This window comes from Streptomyces aculeolatus (assembly GCF_020400605.1).
Lineage (GTDB): Bacteria > Actinomycetota > Actinomycetes > Streptomycetales > Streptomycetaceae > Streptomyces > Streptomyces aculeolatus.
Genome location: NZ_JAINRD010000017.1, coordinates 114,379 through 129,196, shown reverse-complemented (window position 1 = coordinate 129,196; position 14,818 = coordinate 114,379). Strand labels below are relative to the sequence as shown.

The following is a 14,818-nucleotide window of genomic DNA, read 5'->3' as shown; positions in this document are numbered from 1 at the left end:
TGGCTGTGCATTTCATGCCTAGTCTTCGTCCAGTCGGGCTACAGCGGAACGCACTCTCTCGTTGAATTCGGCCACAGCGCGGTTCCCGGCATGGATACTCACGTCGCTTTGGAAGTTTGTGATGTAGCGCTGGAAGCGGGCTGACTGGAGAGAGTCGCCCCCTTCTACGGCCAGGCTTGCCGTTGCGACGGCCGCCTCAAGCTCATTGTTGATCAGTTGGCTCTTTGCCAGCACCATACGGCAGAAGCCGAGGGTGCGGGCGTACTTAGGGTCCGTATCGTCTACGGCGCGTTGGGCGTGCTCGATGGCTTCGCGGCGTTGCTTGAGATCGCGGAAGCAGTGGCAGAACTCGCCCATCAGCTCGGCGGAGTCGAAGTAGCCCAGCCATTCGGGGTCTTCGGCGGTGTCGGCTTGCTCGAAGTGGCGCTCCGCCTCGTTCATCGCGCGGCCGGCTCCGATAGCGTCTCCGGCATTGGAGCAGGCGCGGGCTTCCATGGCGGCGAAGAGGGCCATGGCGCGGGGAGTGGATTTGCCCTTGCCGCCCTCGACGGCAGCGCGGCCTAACTGGATGGCCTGGGCGTGGTTGCCGAGGTAGTTCGCCTGGTGGCTGAGGTTGGACAGGATGCGAGCGCCGAACATGCGGTCGCCGGTTACCTGGGTGAGGCGGAGTGTGCCGGTCAGGTAGCGGTGCGAGAGGCGGTGATTGCCCGTGTCGTAGGCGGTCCAGGCGAGGAGTTGGGAGATCTCCGCGGCGGCGCTGAAGAGCGCGGTGCCTACCTTCTCGCTGTAGCTGGCGCTGAGGAGGGGGAGGACTTCGTGGCGGAAGTAGTGGCGTAATGCCTTGTGGCCGTGGCCGCCGCCGTAGAGGAAGTCGAGTTGCATGAACATGTCCGCGGCCGTGCGGACGGCGCGTACGTCGCGCATGCCGACGCGCTGGGAAGCCGGGCGGTCCGGCTGGAGACCGTCAGGGCGGGAGACCATCCACGACAGGACGGCGGCACTCGTGTCGGAGTCGGGGACGATGAGCTTGCTGGGGGTGTCGGCGCGTTCCTCGGTGGTCTCTTCGAGCATCGCCAGCGCGTCGGCGAATGTCTCCGGGTAGGCCGAGGTCGGCGGCGCTGCCGCTTCGTACGGGTCCGGGAAGCCGAGATCCCTGGGGGTGAGCCGCCGTCGGAGCTTGTTGCTCAGGACGTGTGCCATGGTGGCTGCCGTCTTCGGCTGGATACCGGCGCCATCGCGCCACCGCTGCACGGCGATGTGTGTCGTGCCGAGGTTGTCCCCGCGCTGCGCTGCGTGGTCTCGCATGCGCTTGGCCAGGCCCTTGTTCGAGACGCCGGCCTCGTTCATGACGGCGATCAACTGCGCGTTCGGCTCTCGGTTCATGCTCCCCTGCCCTAACCCGAGAATGACGGCAAGTCGTGATGCTGTCACAGATCGTAGGGCGGTGGGGGTTCATCGGTGAACCCCCTCTCTGGTCCCGGTGTTCACGTGAACCCCCTTGTGAACGCTCCCGATTTGACGGCCGGGGCCGTTCACTGGGCGGTGTTCGAGGAACCGAGAAGATCGCGGATAACCGGAGGACGCCATGGAGTGCGGGCCGATTGCTCGGATCGATGAGGTTCCATCGGTGGCTGTCGAGCGTGCTGCGGCCCTTGCCCCGCCGGTTGAGCAGTTCCGGGGGCTCACCCTGCACGCGGAAGCGTCCGATTCACTGCGGGCGGCGCGGAAGCTGGTCACGTCGGCGCTGGACGACTGGGGTCTGTCCTGGCTTGCTGATGACGCGGAGCTGGTGATCGGGGAACTGGTCGGGAACGTCGTCAACCACGCTGTTCCCGACGCGCGGCGCGCGCGGCCCGGCGGCTCCCGGCGTATCGACGTCACGCTGCGGAAGTGGCCCTCTGTACTGCTCGTCGGGGTGGCAGATGAAGACTCCGAGCCGCCGTGTGTACCGGGCGGGGAGCTGTTCTCGCCGGAGCTGGCGGGTGACTTCGTGGAGGTCCTGCTGCCGACTCACGGCCGTGGCCTGTCGATCGTTCAACAGTTGCCGGACGCGCTGTGGTGGGTGCCGGAGGCTGAGGGCGGTAAGACCGTGTGCTGCCGGTTCGACCTCGACGGCAAGCCCCACAGCAACGCGCCGTAGTCGCCGGTCCGTCGTCCGAGGACGCCCTTCCTAGCGATCGGAAGGAGGACGGCGGACCGGTACGGCCGGGGACTGACCCTCTCCGGCCAGGGGTGCGGCTCTCAGGCGCCCGCTGGCTCCCCATCGCGGATAGGGGGCCGCACCCTACCAACTTCAGACCGAGACCGGGCCACCCAACAGCCCTAGGAAGCGAAGGGTGGCCCGGCTGGGGACGCGACGGTCCCCGGTGCCAGATGGTACCGGGGCCGTCGCTCTGCGTTTTTGCCCTGGGCCAAGGAAGTTGACGATCCGTTACATAGATCGGGACAGAGGTGGATCACGTGTCCGGAGCTGGTGAGGACAGGCTGAACGACGGGTTGGACGTCTTCGCGCTCGATGCCGGGCTGTGGAACTCCAGCGTCGATTACGTGGCGGGCTGGCGTGAGGCAAGCCGGGCCGCGGACCGGCTGAACCGGGCGTTGCTGGCTGCCGGGCTGGAGCTGTCCCGAGTGCGGGCCGTGGCCGACGCCGACGCGAACGGGCGCGGTGTGGTGCGGCTGGCGGGGTGGCCGGCGGCGGTGGAACAGCTCGCGGTGCTCCTGGAGGACGCGACCGGTGACGCTGGTGGTGGGTCGTGATGCGGTTCGGTGGTCGTGTGTCCGGTCAGGGTGTGCGTCGTCGGCTGGAGAGGGTTTGGGCGGTAGCTGCCATGGGGCGAGAGAGCAGGGGGCCTTACGCTGGCCGAGCGAATCGGGCAGGTACCTGGCCTGCCCGTTGTTGTGCCCGATTGGCCCCCTGCTCTTCGAGGCTCGCCCCATGGGAGCTGCCTAAAGCCTCGGAAGCCGACGACCCCCAGCCCCGCGCACCCCGGCAGACCTCGGACGGTCAGCTTCTTCCCGAATCCTGCGCGCTGTGGGGTGGGGCGCTGGCCGTCCGGCCGGGACCGGCGGGCACGCCGCATGCCCGGCCGGGGCGGCACGGGCGCCCGGCGCGCCGCAGGCGCGCCCTTGAGGAAGTAGAGAAAGTTTCGACCGATCCCCGGCCCTCAGGCGTTGCGGCTGCTGCGGGTGGCTGCTGCTTTGTCGGCGGTGATCCGGTAGACGAGCTGGGCGCGGTCCGCTCCGGCGCGGAGTTCTTCGAGAATCAAGGGCCGGTCGTCGGTGCCGTGCGTGATGCGCGCCAGGTGCATGACCGGTGTGGCGTCGGGGAGTTGCAGGGCGGTCCGCTCGTCGGGCAGCGGCATACGGGCGCGTACCGTCTCGGACCACCACAGCGTGTGCCCGGCCTCGGAAAGCAGCGCGTAGATCGCATCCGGCTCGCGGTCCGGCGCCTCGGCGAGCGTGTCGATGCCCTCGGCGACTTCGAACGGGATGGTCGTGCGGTGCAACGCGCGGGTGCCGGTGGCCGGGTCGGTGAGAAGGCGGTCGCAGACGAAGACCGCTTCTTCCGCGTCCAGTCCGAGGAGTGCGCCGGTGGCCTGGGTGGTGTGGGAGCGGAAGACCGCGGGCGCTTCGGCGGTGGTCCACTCGATGCCGTCCGCCGAGGTGAATTGCCCGCCGCGGCTGCGAGTGACGCGCCGGTTGATGGTGAGCGCGGGGGTTCCGGTGGTGCGGACGAAGCTGCCTTTGCCGTGGCGGACTTCGATGAGTCCTTCGGCGCGCAGGGCGGCGATGGCGTTGCGGACGGTGGGGCGGGAGACCTGGTAGCGGGCGATGAGCTGGGTCTCGGAGGGCAGTGGTGCGCCGGCGGTGAACTCGCCGGACAGGATCGCTTCGCGGATGGCGGCGGCGACCTGCTGGTAGAGGGCTCCTGGGCGCTGGATCTCGCTCATCTCGGCACCTTCGTCTTCCCATCGTCGTAGGCACGTCGCACGCGCGACATCACTCGTCAGAATAAGTAGTTGCTTCCGCGCTGTACAGCTCCCCATACTCATAACTCGTCAGGACAAGTGACGTCAGGCGGATGGGTCTGGCGTCCTCAACAGGCCAGGGAGGCCGAAGCAATGCAGTCCATACCTGTGGACACCGGGCGGCTGGGCGTACTGCGGTGCGCCATCGCCCCCGAAGCGAAGATCGTCAACCCCGACACCAAGGAAGTCAGGAAGGACAAGGACGGCAACACCGTCTACACCGTGGCCGTCACCGTCCGCCAGGACGCCCGCCGCATCTCCGTCATCGAAATCGCCGTGGCCGGCGAACCGAAGGGGATCGAGGAAGGGCAGATCCTCAAGGTCACCGGACTCACCGCGTTCGCCTGGCAGATGGGCGACCGACACGGCATCAGCTTCCGCGCCGACACCATCACCCCCATGCCCACCACCCCGGCACGCGGCGGTGGTGCCGCATGAACACGATCCTGATCGCGTTAGCCGGGGCCGTGCTGGCGTGGGTGCTGGTCGTCGGCAACCTGCTCAAGCGGCACCGGCCGGCCTGGCACTGGTACCTCACCGGCTACCCGGTCACGGCATGCCGGGTGCTGGCCACCTGGCGCCGCGTCGCCATCCTCACCGACCTCGCCGTCTCCCACCGCCCGCCGCGCGGGCTCCTCGGCGACTTGATCGTCAAGGGCGAGGCACTGCGCCCGGCACCGCCGCGGATCTCCTTCCCGCGGGCAACCCGCCTGGGCCTGACCGTCATGGTGCGGCTCCACCCCGGTCAGACACCGGCCGTCTTCGTTGCGGCGGCTGATGCGCTGGCGCACGCCTGGAAGGTCCACGCGGTCCGCGTCACCTCCCCGCAACGCGGACACGTGCTGCTGACCGCAACCGCCACCGACCCCCTCGCGCGGCCGGGCCTGGTCACCGCCAAGCCCCGGCTGCTGACCGCGGTCCTCGGCGCGCTGGAGAGCGGCGGCGCGTGGGTGATGGACTTCCTGCTGCTGCCGCACTGGCTCATCGCCGGCGCCACCCGATCCGGGAAGTCCACCCTCCTCGCCCGCATCGTCGCCCAACTCGCACCCCAGCCCGTCGCCCTGGTGGGCGTCGACTGCAAAGGCGGCATGGAGCTGGGCCTGTTCGCCGACCGGTTGAGCGCGCTGGCCACTTCCCGCCGTGAAGCGGTGGCCGTCCTTGGCGCGCTGGTGGTCGAGACACAGGACCGTATGCGCATCTGCCGCACCGCGGGGGTCCGCTCGATCTGGGAGCTGCCGGGTAAGCAACGGCCCGTTCCGGTCGTCGTCCTCGTCGACGAACTGGCAGAGCTGTACCTGTCTGACGGCACCCGGGCCAGCAAGGCGGAGAGCGAACAGTGCTCCACGTACCTGCTGCGCCTGGCCCAACTCGGCGCCGCCCTCGGCGTCCACCTGGTCATCGCCGGCCAAAGGATCGGCTCTGACCTCGGTCCCGGCGCCACCGCCCTACGTGCCCAGCTCAGCGGCCGGGTCTGCCACCGCGTCAACGACCCCGGGACTGCGGAAATGGCCCTGGGCGACCTCAACAAGGACGCCGTGACCGTCGCCCAGTCCATCACCCCCGATGAACAAGGCGTCGCCGTCTGCGCCGGACCGGAGGGTGGCTGGAGCCGCGCCCGCTCACAGCTCACCACGACCGAGGAAGCCACCACCGCGGCGGCGAAGCACGCGCACGTGACGCCCGTGCTGCCCGCCCTCGACCGCGCCCTACAGGCGCTGAGGGGAGACGAGTCATGACCAGCGCGGGAACGGTCGTCTCGCTGGTGGTCCTGTTCGGGATCATCACCTTCCTTCTCGTCCGCTCCCGGGATGTACGCGCCTGGGAAGCGACCTGCATCGCCCTGTTCGGCATCTACCTCGGACAGACCCCGGTGATCCACACCGTCGACGGCTTCATGACCTGGATCACCAGCGGCTTCGCCCACTTCTAGGAGGGCTTCACGCATGCCTATGCCTCGTGTCAGGTGCCCGCACTGCAAGGGAGAGGGCGCCCGCACCACCTGGACCGGCCGACGGCGACGCTGCCGCGTCTGCCGGGGTGCCGGAACCATCCGCTGAACCATCCAGCCAATCGATCAACGAAGAGGAGCAACGACATGGACGACAGCGCGCCATTCCCCGCCAACTTGGCCGCTACCGCGGCCCACCCCGGAAGGTCACCACCATCACCCCCGACAACACCCGGGCTGACAGGCGCGCCGTGCTCGACGTGGCGGCGCGCCTGCGCCAGCTCTCCGACGCAGACCGCGACGCGATACGCCTCGCGCAAGACCCCAAGTTCCCCCGCTGGCTCCAGCAAGTCACTGCCACCGGCGGTTGTGCCCAACCCATCCACCTCTCCGGCGTCACCACCACACGCGACACGGTGACCGGCGAGATCCTGCACCACTACGACACCCGCAACGAACCCGGCGAACGCCTCCTCATCCGCTGCCGCAACCGCCGCGCCACCATCTGCCCGCCCTGCTCCCGCCTCCACGCTGGCGACACGTACCACCTCGTCCGCGCCGGCCTCCTCGGCGGCAAGAACACCCCCACCACCGTCCGCAACCGCCCCCGCCTCTTCCTCACCCTCACTGCACCGTCCTTCGGCGCCGTCCACCGAACCGGCGAACGCTGCCGCCCTCGGCGTGAGCTCGGCGAGTGTGAACACGGCCGTCCGCTAAGCTGCGGCGCCGTCCACGACCCGGCGGAATCCGTCGTCGGTCAACCGCTCTGCCCCGGCTGCTACGACTACACGGCACACGTGCTCTGGCACGCACACGCGGGCCAGCTCTGGGACCGCTTCGTCCGCGCCGTCCGGCGCCACCTCGCCACCGCAGTCGGACTCACACAGACGAGCTTCCCGGAACACGCACGTCTCTCCTTCGCCCGCGTAGCCGAGTACCAGCGACGCGCCGCCGTCCACGTCCACGCCGTCGTACGGCTGGACGGCCCCGCCGGACCGGACGACGAACCTCCCGCGTGGGGCAGTACAGAACGGCTCATTGAGGCTGTGCGTGCGGCGCAGCGGATCACGGTCGGTACTCCGTACAGCCCCGCCGTGGGCGAGCTGGTGCTGCGCTGGGGCGCCGAGGTGGACGCGCGGCCCTTGCGTGCGGACCTCGACGGACCGCCTGACGACGCCGTAGCCGCCTACGTCGCCAAGTACGTCACCAAAGGCGCAAGCGCCACCGGTGCCGGCACCGACTACCGGCTCACCGCCCGGCACGACATCGACGCGGCCCGCGTCAGCAAGCACGTTCGCACCCTCATGCGCACCTGCTGGCGCTTCGGCGACCTGCCGGAGTACGCACCGCTACGCCTGCACGCATGGGCCCACACCCTCGGCTACCGCGGCCACATCCTCACCAAGTCCCGGGCTTACTCGACGACCTACGCGGCCCTGCGTGCCGAACGGGCCCGGCACGAACGGGGCGACGGCACCAGCGACCATGCCCGCGTCTCGGACGCGGTGACCGACGTCCAATGGCGCTACGCCGATTCCGGCCACACGCCCGGCGCGATCCTTATCGCGGCCGGCGTCGCTGAGGACCTTGCCACCAACCGCGAGATCGCTCGTGAAGCGATTCGCGAAGGGGATGGGCGCCCTTGACCGATCCCGCCCCCTCGTCGCCTCCGGAGTGGATCGCACGGATCCTTGAGCGTTGGGTCCCTCCGGAGGATTACGACGATCGCCTGTCCGCGGTCGTGGACGAGTACGCCGCGGACAGGCGACATACGGAGCGGGAGGCTACGCGTCCCACCAGGACTCCGCGCCGCGCGGCGTGATGGGCTTCGTCGGCAGGACTGGAGTCGCAGGATCTATTGGGGCGCCGTGAGGACATCCGGCGGAGACGCCGCTTGCTGCCACCTCGCTTGGTCGACGGTCCTCGTCAAGCCTCAGAGCCGTAGTTTGGATTCGCCTGGTAGGTGCCAGTCAGCTCACCATCCTGGGCAACCTCCCATGCCCCGATGATGGCTGTCGGGGGCACCTCTCCGTTGGGGTCACTCACCATTGCGCCGTCGATTTCGTACACCCAACCGCCAGGATGTCGACGTGCCTCCGCCACCAACTCGGGCGGCGGTGTCCGCGAGAACCTAGCCTTGCTTCCCCGCCGTCTGAAGAAATTTGGCATTCCTTCTCCCCTCCTTGTGAGCCCACGAGGGCCGTCGTTCCGCCGACAGCTCTCGTGAATACCCGCTTGGCTGCTGCAACTTGGCCTATGCGGCGCCGTGCGGCGTGATCTGGATGGAGTCCAGCTCCGGCGGCTTGCGGCGGCCCCTGCCGACGCTGAAGACGTCAACCCTCTCAATCACACCGGCGGCGATGGTGCGGCGGCGCTCAAGGTTCTCCGGCCGGTCGTCCCGCCACACGGTGAGCGCGTCGACCTCTTCCCGGCTCTCGGCGACGGTGGCGGCGGCCTCACGCGCTCGTAGCTGCCGCAGCGTCTCTCGCAGATGGCCGAGGGAGTCGTAGTAGTCCTCGTCCTCCATCTGCCCGTCTTTCCACCGCTGCCGGAGATCCCTGACCCGGCGCTCCTGCCGCTCGATCTCGTTGCTCAGGTCGTCATCGACCGGCCGCGGGCGGGGCTTCGGCCGGCGCTTGAGGAGTGCGGCTTCTACAACCTCGTCAAGGCGGGCCTCGATCCAGTCGTACGCCCGGTAGACCTTGCCGCAGCCCGGTTCGCCTGTCTCCTTCACGATCTGGGAGGAGTTGCAGAACGCGCGGCGGCGACGCTTCCCATTGAGCGTCATCCACTGGACGCTCATCACCGAACCGCAGTGACCGCACCGTAGAAAGCCCCGGTAGAGGTGCTTGCGGCGGCCCGCTCCGCGGTGGGCCGGGGTGCTGCGTTCGTCCAGGACCGTCTGCACGTTCTCCCACTCCCGGCGGGTGAGGGGGTGCGGGTATGTGCTGTCTCCGACCTCCTGGCCCTGGTGCGTCACGATGCCGCCGACGCGCTCGGAGCGGTAGACGCGCTTCACCTTCTGGATCGTCCACGCCGTGCCCGTTCCGGATGTCCGTGCACCTCGCTCGTTCCACAGCCGCGCCACGTCGCCGGTGGTCTTCCGCGTCATCAGCATGCGGTAGCCCTCCCGGATTAACTCAACTTCCTCCGGGACGAGTCGCTGGAAGTTCGAGCCCTCCTCGAAGCCGAACACCCGTGGTCCACCCGCGTGCGGCTTTCCCTGCTCCCGGCGCTGGCGTAGAGCGGCGTTGACGCGCTCGGCCATGCGCTCGGTTTCGCCTTGGGCGACGGCTCCCTTGATAGAGAGGATCATGCGGCCGTTGGCCGTGGAGGTGTCCTCACCCTCGGTCGTGGCGAACTGGAAGCCGTGCGCCTTCTGCTCGTCCAGGAAGGCGGTCAGCTCGCTGAGACGCCGGGTGAGCCTGTCGATCGAGTAGACCACGACGGCATCTATGACGCCTGCGCGGGCGTCCTTCATCATCCGTGCGTACTCTGGGCGCTTCCGTCGGCTGGTGGTCGACGCTGACGTGTCGTTCTCGGGGTAGACCTTGAGTACGGGCCATCCCCGCTGCTTGCACAACTCCCGGCACGCCTTCTCCTGGCGCTTGATCCCGAGTTCCTGCCCCTTGGCGTCCTTGCTGATGCGTACGTAGATCCCGACGCGCTGCGGCTTCGCCATGTGCCCGACCTCCCTGCCCGGCCGGACCAACATACCTACATGAGGTCCGGCTGCGAACGTCGCGGGGCAGGCGGTGATCCCGGTGCTGGTCGCGTCGCAGGAGAAGATCCTGGACCGCGACATGTACGACAACGCCACCAGCTTCGACATCAACGACCCGGACCCGACACCCCCCACCCTGTCCACCCCCTCCAAAATCCCGGCAACAGCCTGAGACCGCCCACCCGAAAGCCGAACGCCCGCACCCCGAGAATCCCGGGGCCGCGGGCGTTCGCACGTGGTGGGCGCGGATTGAGCCGTTGTTGCCGGATCTGACTCCGAGGCGGAGTGCGCCACGACCCACCGGACGCCCCGGACCAGGCCGGACATGGTCTCGGGGACAATGCGTACTCGTCGCGGGCGATCCGTTCGGATCTGCGGCGCCCGCAATCGGCTGGGCGGTCGCGGTGGCAGGCCACCGGCCTTCGACCGCGGGCGCTACAAACAACGAAACGCGGTCGAGCGGACCATCAGCAAACTGAAGCAATGGCGCGGCCTGGCCACCCGCTACAACAAGACCGCCACCATCTACCTGGCCGGGCTACACCTCGCCGCCATCCACATCTGGTCTGCAAGTGAATCCCCAAGAAACGGCTTAGCCGTCTCCCATGAGGATCCGGTGGAAATCGGCTGGGTCGGTCGTGATCTGGTCGGCATCGGGAGGGGTGATCGCCATCGTGACGCCGAAGTCCCAGAACTCGGTGACCTTCCAGATCTGACGATTGCCGGCGGCATTCTGGATCGCGATCCGGCGCGCTAGGCCCGCGTCGTCCAGCCACACCTCTGCCGGCAGCTCGCGCAAGTGGCGGAATGACCCTTCCGGCACTTTGATCCCCGTGGGCAGGAGTTCGTCCGCTGCCGGGATATCGAGGGTGAGCCGATAGTGAGTGGTAGTGGCGTCACGGATGGTGCCCGTACCGGCCTCGATGATGTCATCACTGGCACCGAACAGGGCATCCAGTGGCCAGAGCGGATCGTGATGGCTGCGCGGGCCATCCCGGTCAACGTCGTCGGGGGCGGCTAACCAGGAATCGCCCACACGCATCAACCTGGTCGCTCCGTCGTAGAGGTTCTCGTGCGGTTTGGTGATTGCCTCTGGCGCGTTCTGCATGCCATTCCGGACATGTGCGGGCAAGAGAAACTCAGAGACCTGCGCCTGACGGGCTGCGAAATCGACCACGCCCTCGCCGTCCCACTCCTGCTCCTCGAGTGTGGGCGCACCGAAATGTAACCCATACGACAACCGCGCCGAACCCGCCGCCGAGGTACGCGCAGCAGCGGTCTGCACGCGAGCAGTGACGTCCTCGGGACTCCCTGTCATGATCCGATCTCCTCGTCGCGAGTAACCCAGGCTACCCGGCTGGGAGTTCGCAGAAGAGCCCCGGCGCACGCCGGACATGAGCAGCCCACATCCTGCTCCGGTGATCCTGGTTTGGCGAGAACTCGCTGGAACCGATTTCGTGATCAACCAGATGGGGCCACAACTCGTCCGAGGGTGGGGCCAGGTCACAGGCTAGGAGTCAGACTCCGCGCCGCGCGGTGTGACTTGGAGGAGTCCAACTCCGGCGGCTTGCGGCGGCCCCTGCCGACGCTGAAGACGTCAACCCTCTCCCATCGCACCGGCGGCGATGGTGCGGCGGCGCTCAAGGTTCTCCGGGCGGTCGTCTTGCCACACTGTGAGTGCGTCGACCACTTCCCGGCTCTCAGCGATGGTGGCGGCGGCCCCGGTGCGTCACGATGCCGCCGACGCGGTCGGAGCGATAGACGCGCTTCACCTTCTGGATCGTCCACGCCGTCCCCGTACCGGACGTCCGTGCGCTTCGCCCCTTCCACAGCCGCGCCAGTCGCCGGTCGTCTTCCGCTCCATGAGCATGCGGTAGCCCTCCCGGATCAAGTCGACCTCCTCCGGAACGAGTCACTGGAAGCTGGACCCCGGCTCGAAGCCGAACACGCGCGGCCCGCCCGCGCGCGGCTTGCCCTGCTCCGGGCGCTGGCGTAGAGCGGCGTTGACGCTCTCGGCCATGCGCTCGGTCTCGCCCTGGTCTCGGCTCCCTGCCGGACCAACCTACCTACATGAGGTCCGGCGACGAACGTCGCAGGGCAGGCGGTGATCCCGGTGCTGGTCGCGTCGCAGGAGAAGATCCTGGACCGCGACATGTACGACAACGCCACCAGCTTCGACATCAACGACCCGGACCCAACACCCCCCATCCTCCACAAACCCCCGGTAACAACAGCAGCCTGACGACCCCCACCCCTCACGCGACGCCCGCACCTCGCACACCCGGGGTGCGGGCGTCTGCGCAACCGCACGACTGCGTCGGCATTCTGATCAAACTGCTGTGCGGCTGGAAGGGAATGCAGATACTGTTCGATCAGCCAGGAAATTCTTCCCCTCATGCTCCCTTGCGGACAGCAAGTTGACGGGCTAAGAAGAGTATGAGCGCGCATTGGGGAGTCGCTTCAGCCACGCTGGTGGAGACGTGAACGCGTCCATGAGGTCGGCGATCAAGGGGCATGACGTGAAGAAGCTCTGGATCAGGCATGTCAAGGAAGCGCTGCACAAAGGCTTTGCCGATCACATCGACATGAGCGACTATGCGAGAGCAAGTGACTCGGTGCGCGAAAAGGCATTTCTGAGCCGCTCCTTGGCAGCGCTTGCAGTGCAGAGATTTACGGAACTCTCCACGGCGGCCGCCGCATCTGCTGTTGTTGACGGAAGTCATGATAACGGCATCGACGCAATCGCTGTCGATCCTGCGCAGCACAGGGTAATACTCGTCCAATCGAAATGGGATGGTTCTGGCGACGGCACCCTCGGGTTAGGCGACTCTCGTAACTTTACTGCGGGTTTCAAAGATCTGTTGGATACGAAATTCGATCGTTTCTCCTCGCGGCTTCGAGCTCGAGAGGAACAGATAACCGCTGCCCTCGATGATGTCGATGTAACCTTTGTCCTGGTCATTGCGACTACCGGCAGAACCGACTTGGCGACACCCTCTGCCGGAGTATTTGAGGACGTACTGCAAGAGATGAACGAAACTCAGCCGCTCGTGTCGGTTGAATTGCTTGGGCTCAACGAGTTCCATGCGTTTGTCGCGGATGGGCTTGGAGAGCCCCGTATCGATTTTCAAGCGCAGTTGGAGAACTGGGGTGTTGTAAGCGAACCGTATGAAGCATACTACGGTGTAGTAACTGCCTCGAGCGTGGCAGAATGGTATGAGAGATTCGGTGATCGGCTGTTCTCCCAGAACATTCGAATGGCATTGGGAAGTACAAGCGTAAATGAGTCGCTGACTCGTACGATTCAAGAGGACCCACACCATTTCTGGTACTTTAACAACGGCGTTACTGCGCTTTGTGAGAGCATCAAGAAGACGCCTCGGGGTGCCGCTAGTCGCACTTTTGGTGACTTTGCGCTCACCGGCGTGAGTGTGGTCAACGGGGCCCAGACTGTAGCCAGTATCCATCAAGCTGCACACCGAGCTGAGAGTGGCCTGGAAGATGCCATGGTTTGGGTTCGGTTCATCAATCTTGAGGGCTGCCCGGATGATTTTGCAGCGGCAGTGACTCGGGCAACAAATACCCAGAACGCAGTAGAGACCAGGGATTTCGTCGCCCTTGACCCTGTCCAAGACAGATTGCGCACAGAGCTAGTTCTGTCCCTAAAGAAGACGTATGCGATAAAGCGTGGTGAGCCGGTGCCGCGACCCGAAAATGGCTGCACTGTGGTGGACGCTACGGTCGCACTTGCCTGTGCGAATAGGGAACCCAGTCTGGCAGTGCTGGCGAAAAGTAAGGTCGGGAGTCTCTGGGAGTCGACGAAAAAAGGTCCGTACCGAACGCTCTTTCACTCAGGAGTAGGCCCATATCGTGTTTGGAGGTGCGTTGAGGTAATGCGTTGCGTGGACGACACGCTTGCTGACCTCAAGAGGCAGCTCGACGGGCGTCCGCGTTCTGTGTGTCTCCAGGGTAACCGACTTGTCCTACACCTGGTATTCCGGCAGCTCGACTTGCAAGGTATCGAGGATGCCGATTGTGAGTGGTCGACTCAAATGAGGCGGGTCCCCGTACTTACGGAGCGAGCGCTGATGTCGCTTGCGAAGCATGTGGATGATGCCTACGCAAGCAGCTACGTCACCAGCCTCTTCAAGAACATAACGAAGTGCCGCGACCTCGTTCATCGTGTTCGTGGCGAATGGGATAGCAATCCCGCTACGGACGGCGCGAGGAGAGGGACAGCCAAGTCCACAGAATAATATGGATGGCATCCTGGTTTTCGGGGAGCTGGCTGTCCTTTAACTCCCGCCGTTCACGACCAGAGCCGCGGCCACTTGGCCGCGATCCTCTCCTTACCCCTGAGCGAATTCGGTCTGTGGTCTCCCGCGGATACTGGTTCGCGCGGGTGCAGCAGGGTGTGTGGTGGTCAGATGCTGAGGTCCAGGACTCGTACCCGTTGGCCCTCCCACCGTTTCGGGTCGGTGGTCGCCAGCACTGCCCCGTCGGGACGTTCCGGGGTGGGCTGGGCCGCGTGGCTGCTGTGGGCTGCGGCCCAGGTCCTCTGCTTCGCCACCGCCAGGGCGGCGGGCAGATCGAGGTCCAGGACGGTGATGCCGGGCAGGGCCGCGAGGTGCTCGGCCGTTCCCGGCCGGCTGCGGTCGGCTTCCACGAGCGCACACGCCGGGGCGTAGAGGAACCACCCCGGCTCGGCGTGAGCCCGGTGGATGAGCCGGGAGGCGAGGACGTTGCCCTGGCCGGCCGCTGTCATCGCGGTGTCGTCCAGGACGATGTGCAGGTCGGTCACGAACCGACTACCTCGTCCAGGCGCCGGTCCAGCTCAGTGTCGAGGTTCCGCTGCTCGGCCGCGGTGGGCGCGTATCCGTTCCAGGCCTTGAGCGCCTCGCGGGCCTTCTCCGCCCGTTCGGCACGCTCGGCCGGTGTGAGCAGGCCCTCGGCGAGGCGGGCCAGGTAGGCGCGCAGGGACATCCCTTCGGCCGCCGCGACGGCGGCGAGCCGGTCCCTGGCTTCCTCGGGGATGCGGACGTTGGCATCGGGCATCAGCAGACTCCTTCCCACCGCCCCAGGGTACGGGTACGCACCCGTACCCGTACGCCAAAGAGT

General features: G+C 66.8%; 15 protein-coding genes and 1 pseudogene. 10 read left to right on the top strand and 6 right to left on the bottom strand.

All coding sequences use genetic code 11. The features are described from left to right. Window positions 1-18: 18 nt before the first annotated feature. A complete protein-coding gene (locus LG396_RS25550; RefSeq protein WP_225796555.1) occupies window positions 19-1,383 on the bottom strand; it encodes an NsdA family TPR-like regulatory protein in 1,365 nt (454 codons plus the stop codon). Between the two features lie 244 nt (window positions 1,384-1,627). On the opposite strand from LG396_RS25550, the gene LG396_RS25545 reads away from it, so the two are divergent. Further along, the gene (locus tag LG396_RS25545; protein ID WP_225796554.1) at window positions 1,628-2,140 is read left to right on the top strand and encodes an ATP-binding protein; all 513 of its coding nucleotides are present in this window, start codon (window positions 1,628-1,630) and stop codon (window positions 2,138-2,140) included. Window positions 2,141-2,460: 320 nt separating this feature from the next. Then, window positions 2,461-2,757, top strand: coding sequence for a hypothetical protein (locus tag LG396_RS25540; protein WP_372483560.1), 297 nt, complete (start codon window positions 2,461-2,463; stop codon window positions 2,755-2,757). A 407-nt stretch (window positions 2,758-3,164) separates the two neighbouring features. Here LG396_RS25540 and LG396_RS25535 read toward each other — a convergent pair whose 3' ends face one another. After that, a complete protein-coding gene (locus LG396_RS25535) occupies window positions 3,165-3,950 on the bottom strand; it encodes a GntR family transcriptional regulator (protein ID WP_225796552.1) in 786 nt (261 codons plus the stop codon). 171 nt (window positions 3,951-4,121) lie between these two features. Between LG396_RS25535 and LG396_RS25530 the strand changes: the two genes are divergently transcribed. The 4 genes from LG396_RS25530 (at window position 4,122) to LG396_RS25515 (ending at window position 7,622) form a co-directional block, all read left to right on the top strand. Next, a complete protein-coding gene (locus tag LG396_RS25530) occupies window positions 4,122-4,466 on the top strand; it encodes an SCO3933 family regulatory protein (protein ID WP_225796551.1) in 345 nt (114 codons plus the stop codon). Further along, on the top strand, window positions 4,463-5,764 hold the full coding sequence (locus LG396_RS25525; RefSeq protein ID WP_225796550.1) for an FtsK/SpoIIIE domain-containing protein: 1,302 nt from the start codon (window positions 4,463-4,465) through the stop codon (window positions 5,762-5,764). The genes LG396_RS25530 and LG396_RS25525 overlap by 4 nt, the downstream gene beginning before the upstream one ends. After that, window positions 5,761-5,958: a hypothetical protein gene (locus tag LG396_RS25520; RefSeq protein WP_225796549.1), complete on the top strand. Its 198-nt coding sequence runs from the start codon at window positions 5,761-5,763 to the stop codon at window positions 5,956-5,958. Before LG396_RS25525 ends, LG396_RS25520 begins: the two co-directional genes overlap by 4 nt. Before the next feature lie 269 nt (window positions 5,959-6,227). Further along, window positions 6,228-7,622, top strand: a complete 1,395-nt coding sequence (locus LG396_RS25515) for a replication initiator (protein WP_225796548.1) — start codon at window positions 6,228-6,230, stop codon at window positions 7,620-7,622. A 608-nt stretch (window positions 7,623-8,230) separates the two neighbouring features. On the opposite strand, the gene LG396_RS25510 is transcribed toward LG396_RS25515, so the two are convergent. Further along, the gene (locus LG396_RS25510; protein WP_225796547.1) at window positions 8,231-9,658 is read right to left on the bottom strand and encodes a recombinase family protein; all 1,428 of its coding nucleotides are present in this window, start codon (window positions 9,656-9,658) and stop codon (window positions 8,231-8,233) included. A 73-nt stretch (window positions 9,659-9,731) separates the two neighbouring features. On the opposite strand from LG396_RS25510, the gene LG396_RS25505 reads away from it, so the two are divergent. Both LG396_RS25505 and LG396_RS39945 read left to right on the top strand, forming a co-directional pair. Further along, window positions 9,732-9,872: a hypothetical protein gene (locus LG396_RS25505; protein WP_225796546.1), complete on the top strand. Its 141-nt coding sequence runs from the start codon at window positions 9,732-9,734 to the stop codon at window positions 9,870-9,872. A gap of 135 nt (window positions 9,873-10,007) precedes the next feature. After that, window positions 10,008-10,265 (top strand): annotated as a pseudogene (locus LG396_RS39945) (transposase); the annotation flags it as partial. A gap of 27 nt (window positions 10,266-10,292) precedes the next feature. Here LG396_RS39945 and LG396_RS25495 read toward each other — a convergent pair. Next, window positions 10,293-11,018 (bottom strand): hypothetical protein, encoded by a 726-nt coding sequence (locus LG396_RS25495; protein WP_225796606.1) that lies wholly within the window; start codon window positions 11,016-11,018, stop codon window positions 10,293-10,295. 795 nt (window positions 11,019-11,813) lie between these two features. Here LG396_RS25495 and LG396_RS39405 point away from each other — a divergent pair. After that, complete coding sequence (locus LG396_RS39405) at window positions 11,814-11,942, top strand: hypothetical protein (RefSeq protein ID WP_263979585.1); 129 nt, start codon at window positions 11,814-11,816, stop codon at window positions 11,940-11,942. 277 nt (window positions 11,943-12,219) lie between these two features. Further along, complete coding sequence (locus LG396_RS25490; RefSeq protein WP_225796545.1) at window positions 12,220-13,956, top strand: AIPR family protein; 1,737 nt, start codon at window positions 12,220-12,222, stop codon at window positions 13,954-13,956. Between the two features lie 167 nt (window positions 13,957-14,123). Here the strand turns inward: LG396_RS25490 and LG396_RS25485 are convergent, their stop codons facing one another. Next, window positions 14,124-14,492: a PIN domain-containing protein gene (locus LG396_RS25485; RefSeq protein ID WP_263979608.1), complete on the bottom strand. Its 369-nt coding sequence runs from the start codon at window positions 14,490-14,492 to the stop codon at window positions 14,124-14,126. Window positions 14,493-14,497: 5 nt separating this feature from the next. Next, entirely contained in the window at window positions 14,498-14,755 is a 258-nt protein-coding gene (locus LG396_RS25480; protein ID WP_225796543.1) for an Arc family DNA-binding protein, read from the bottom strand. Between the last annotated feature and the right edge of the window lie 63 nt (window positions 14,756-14,818).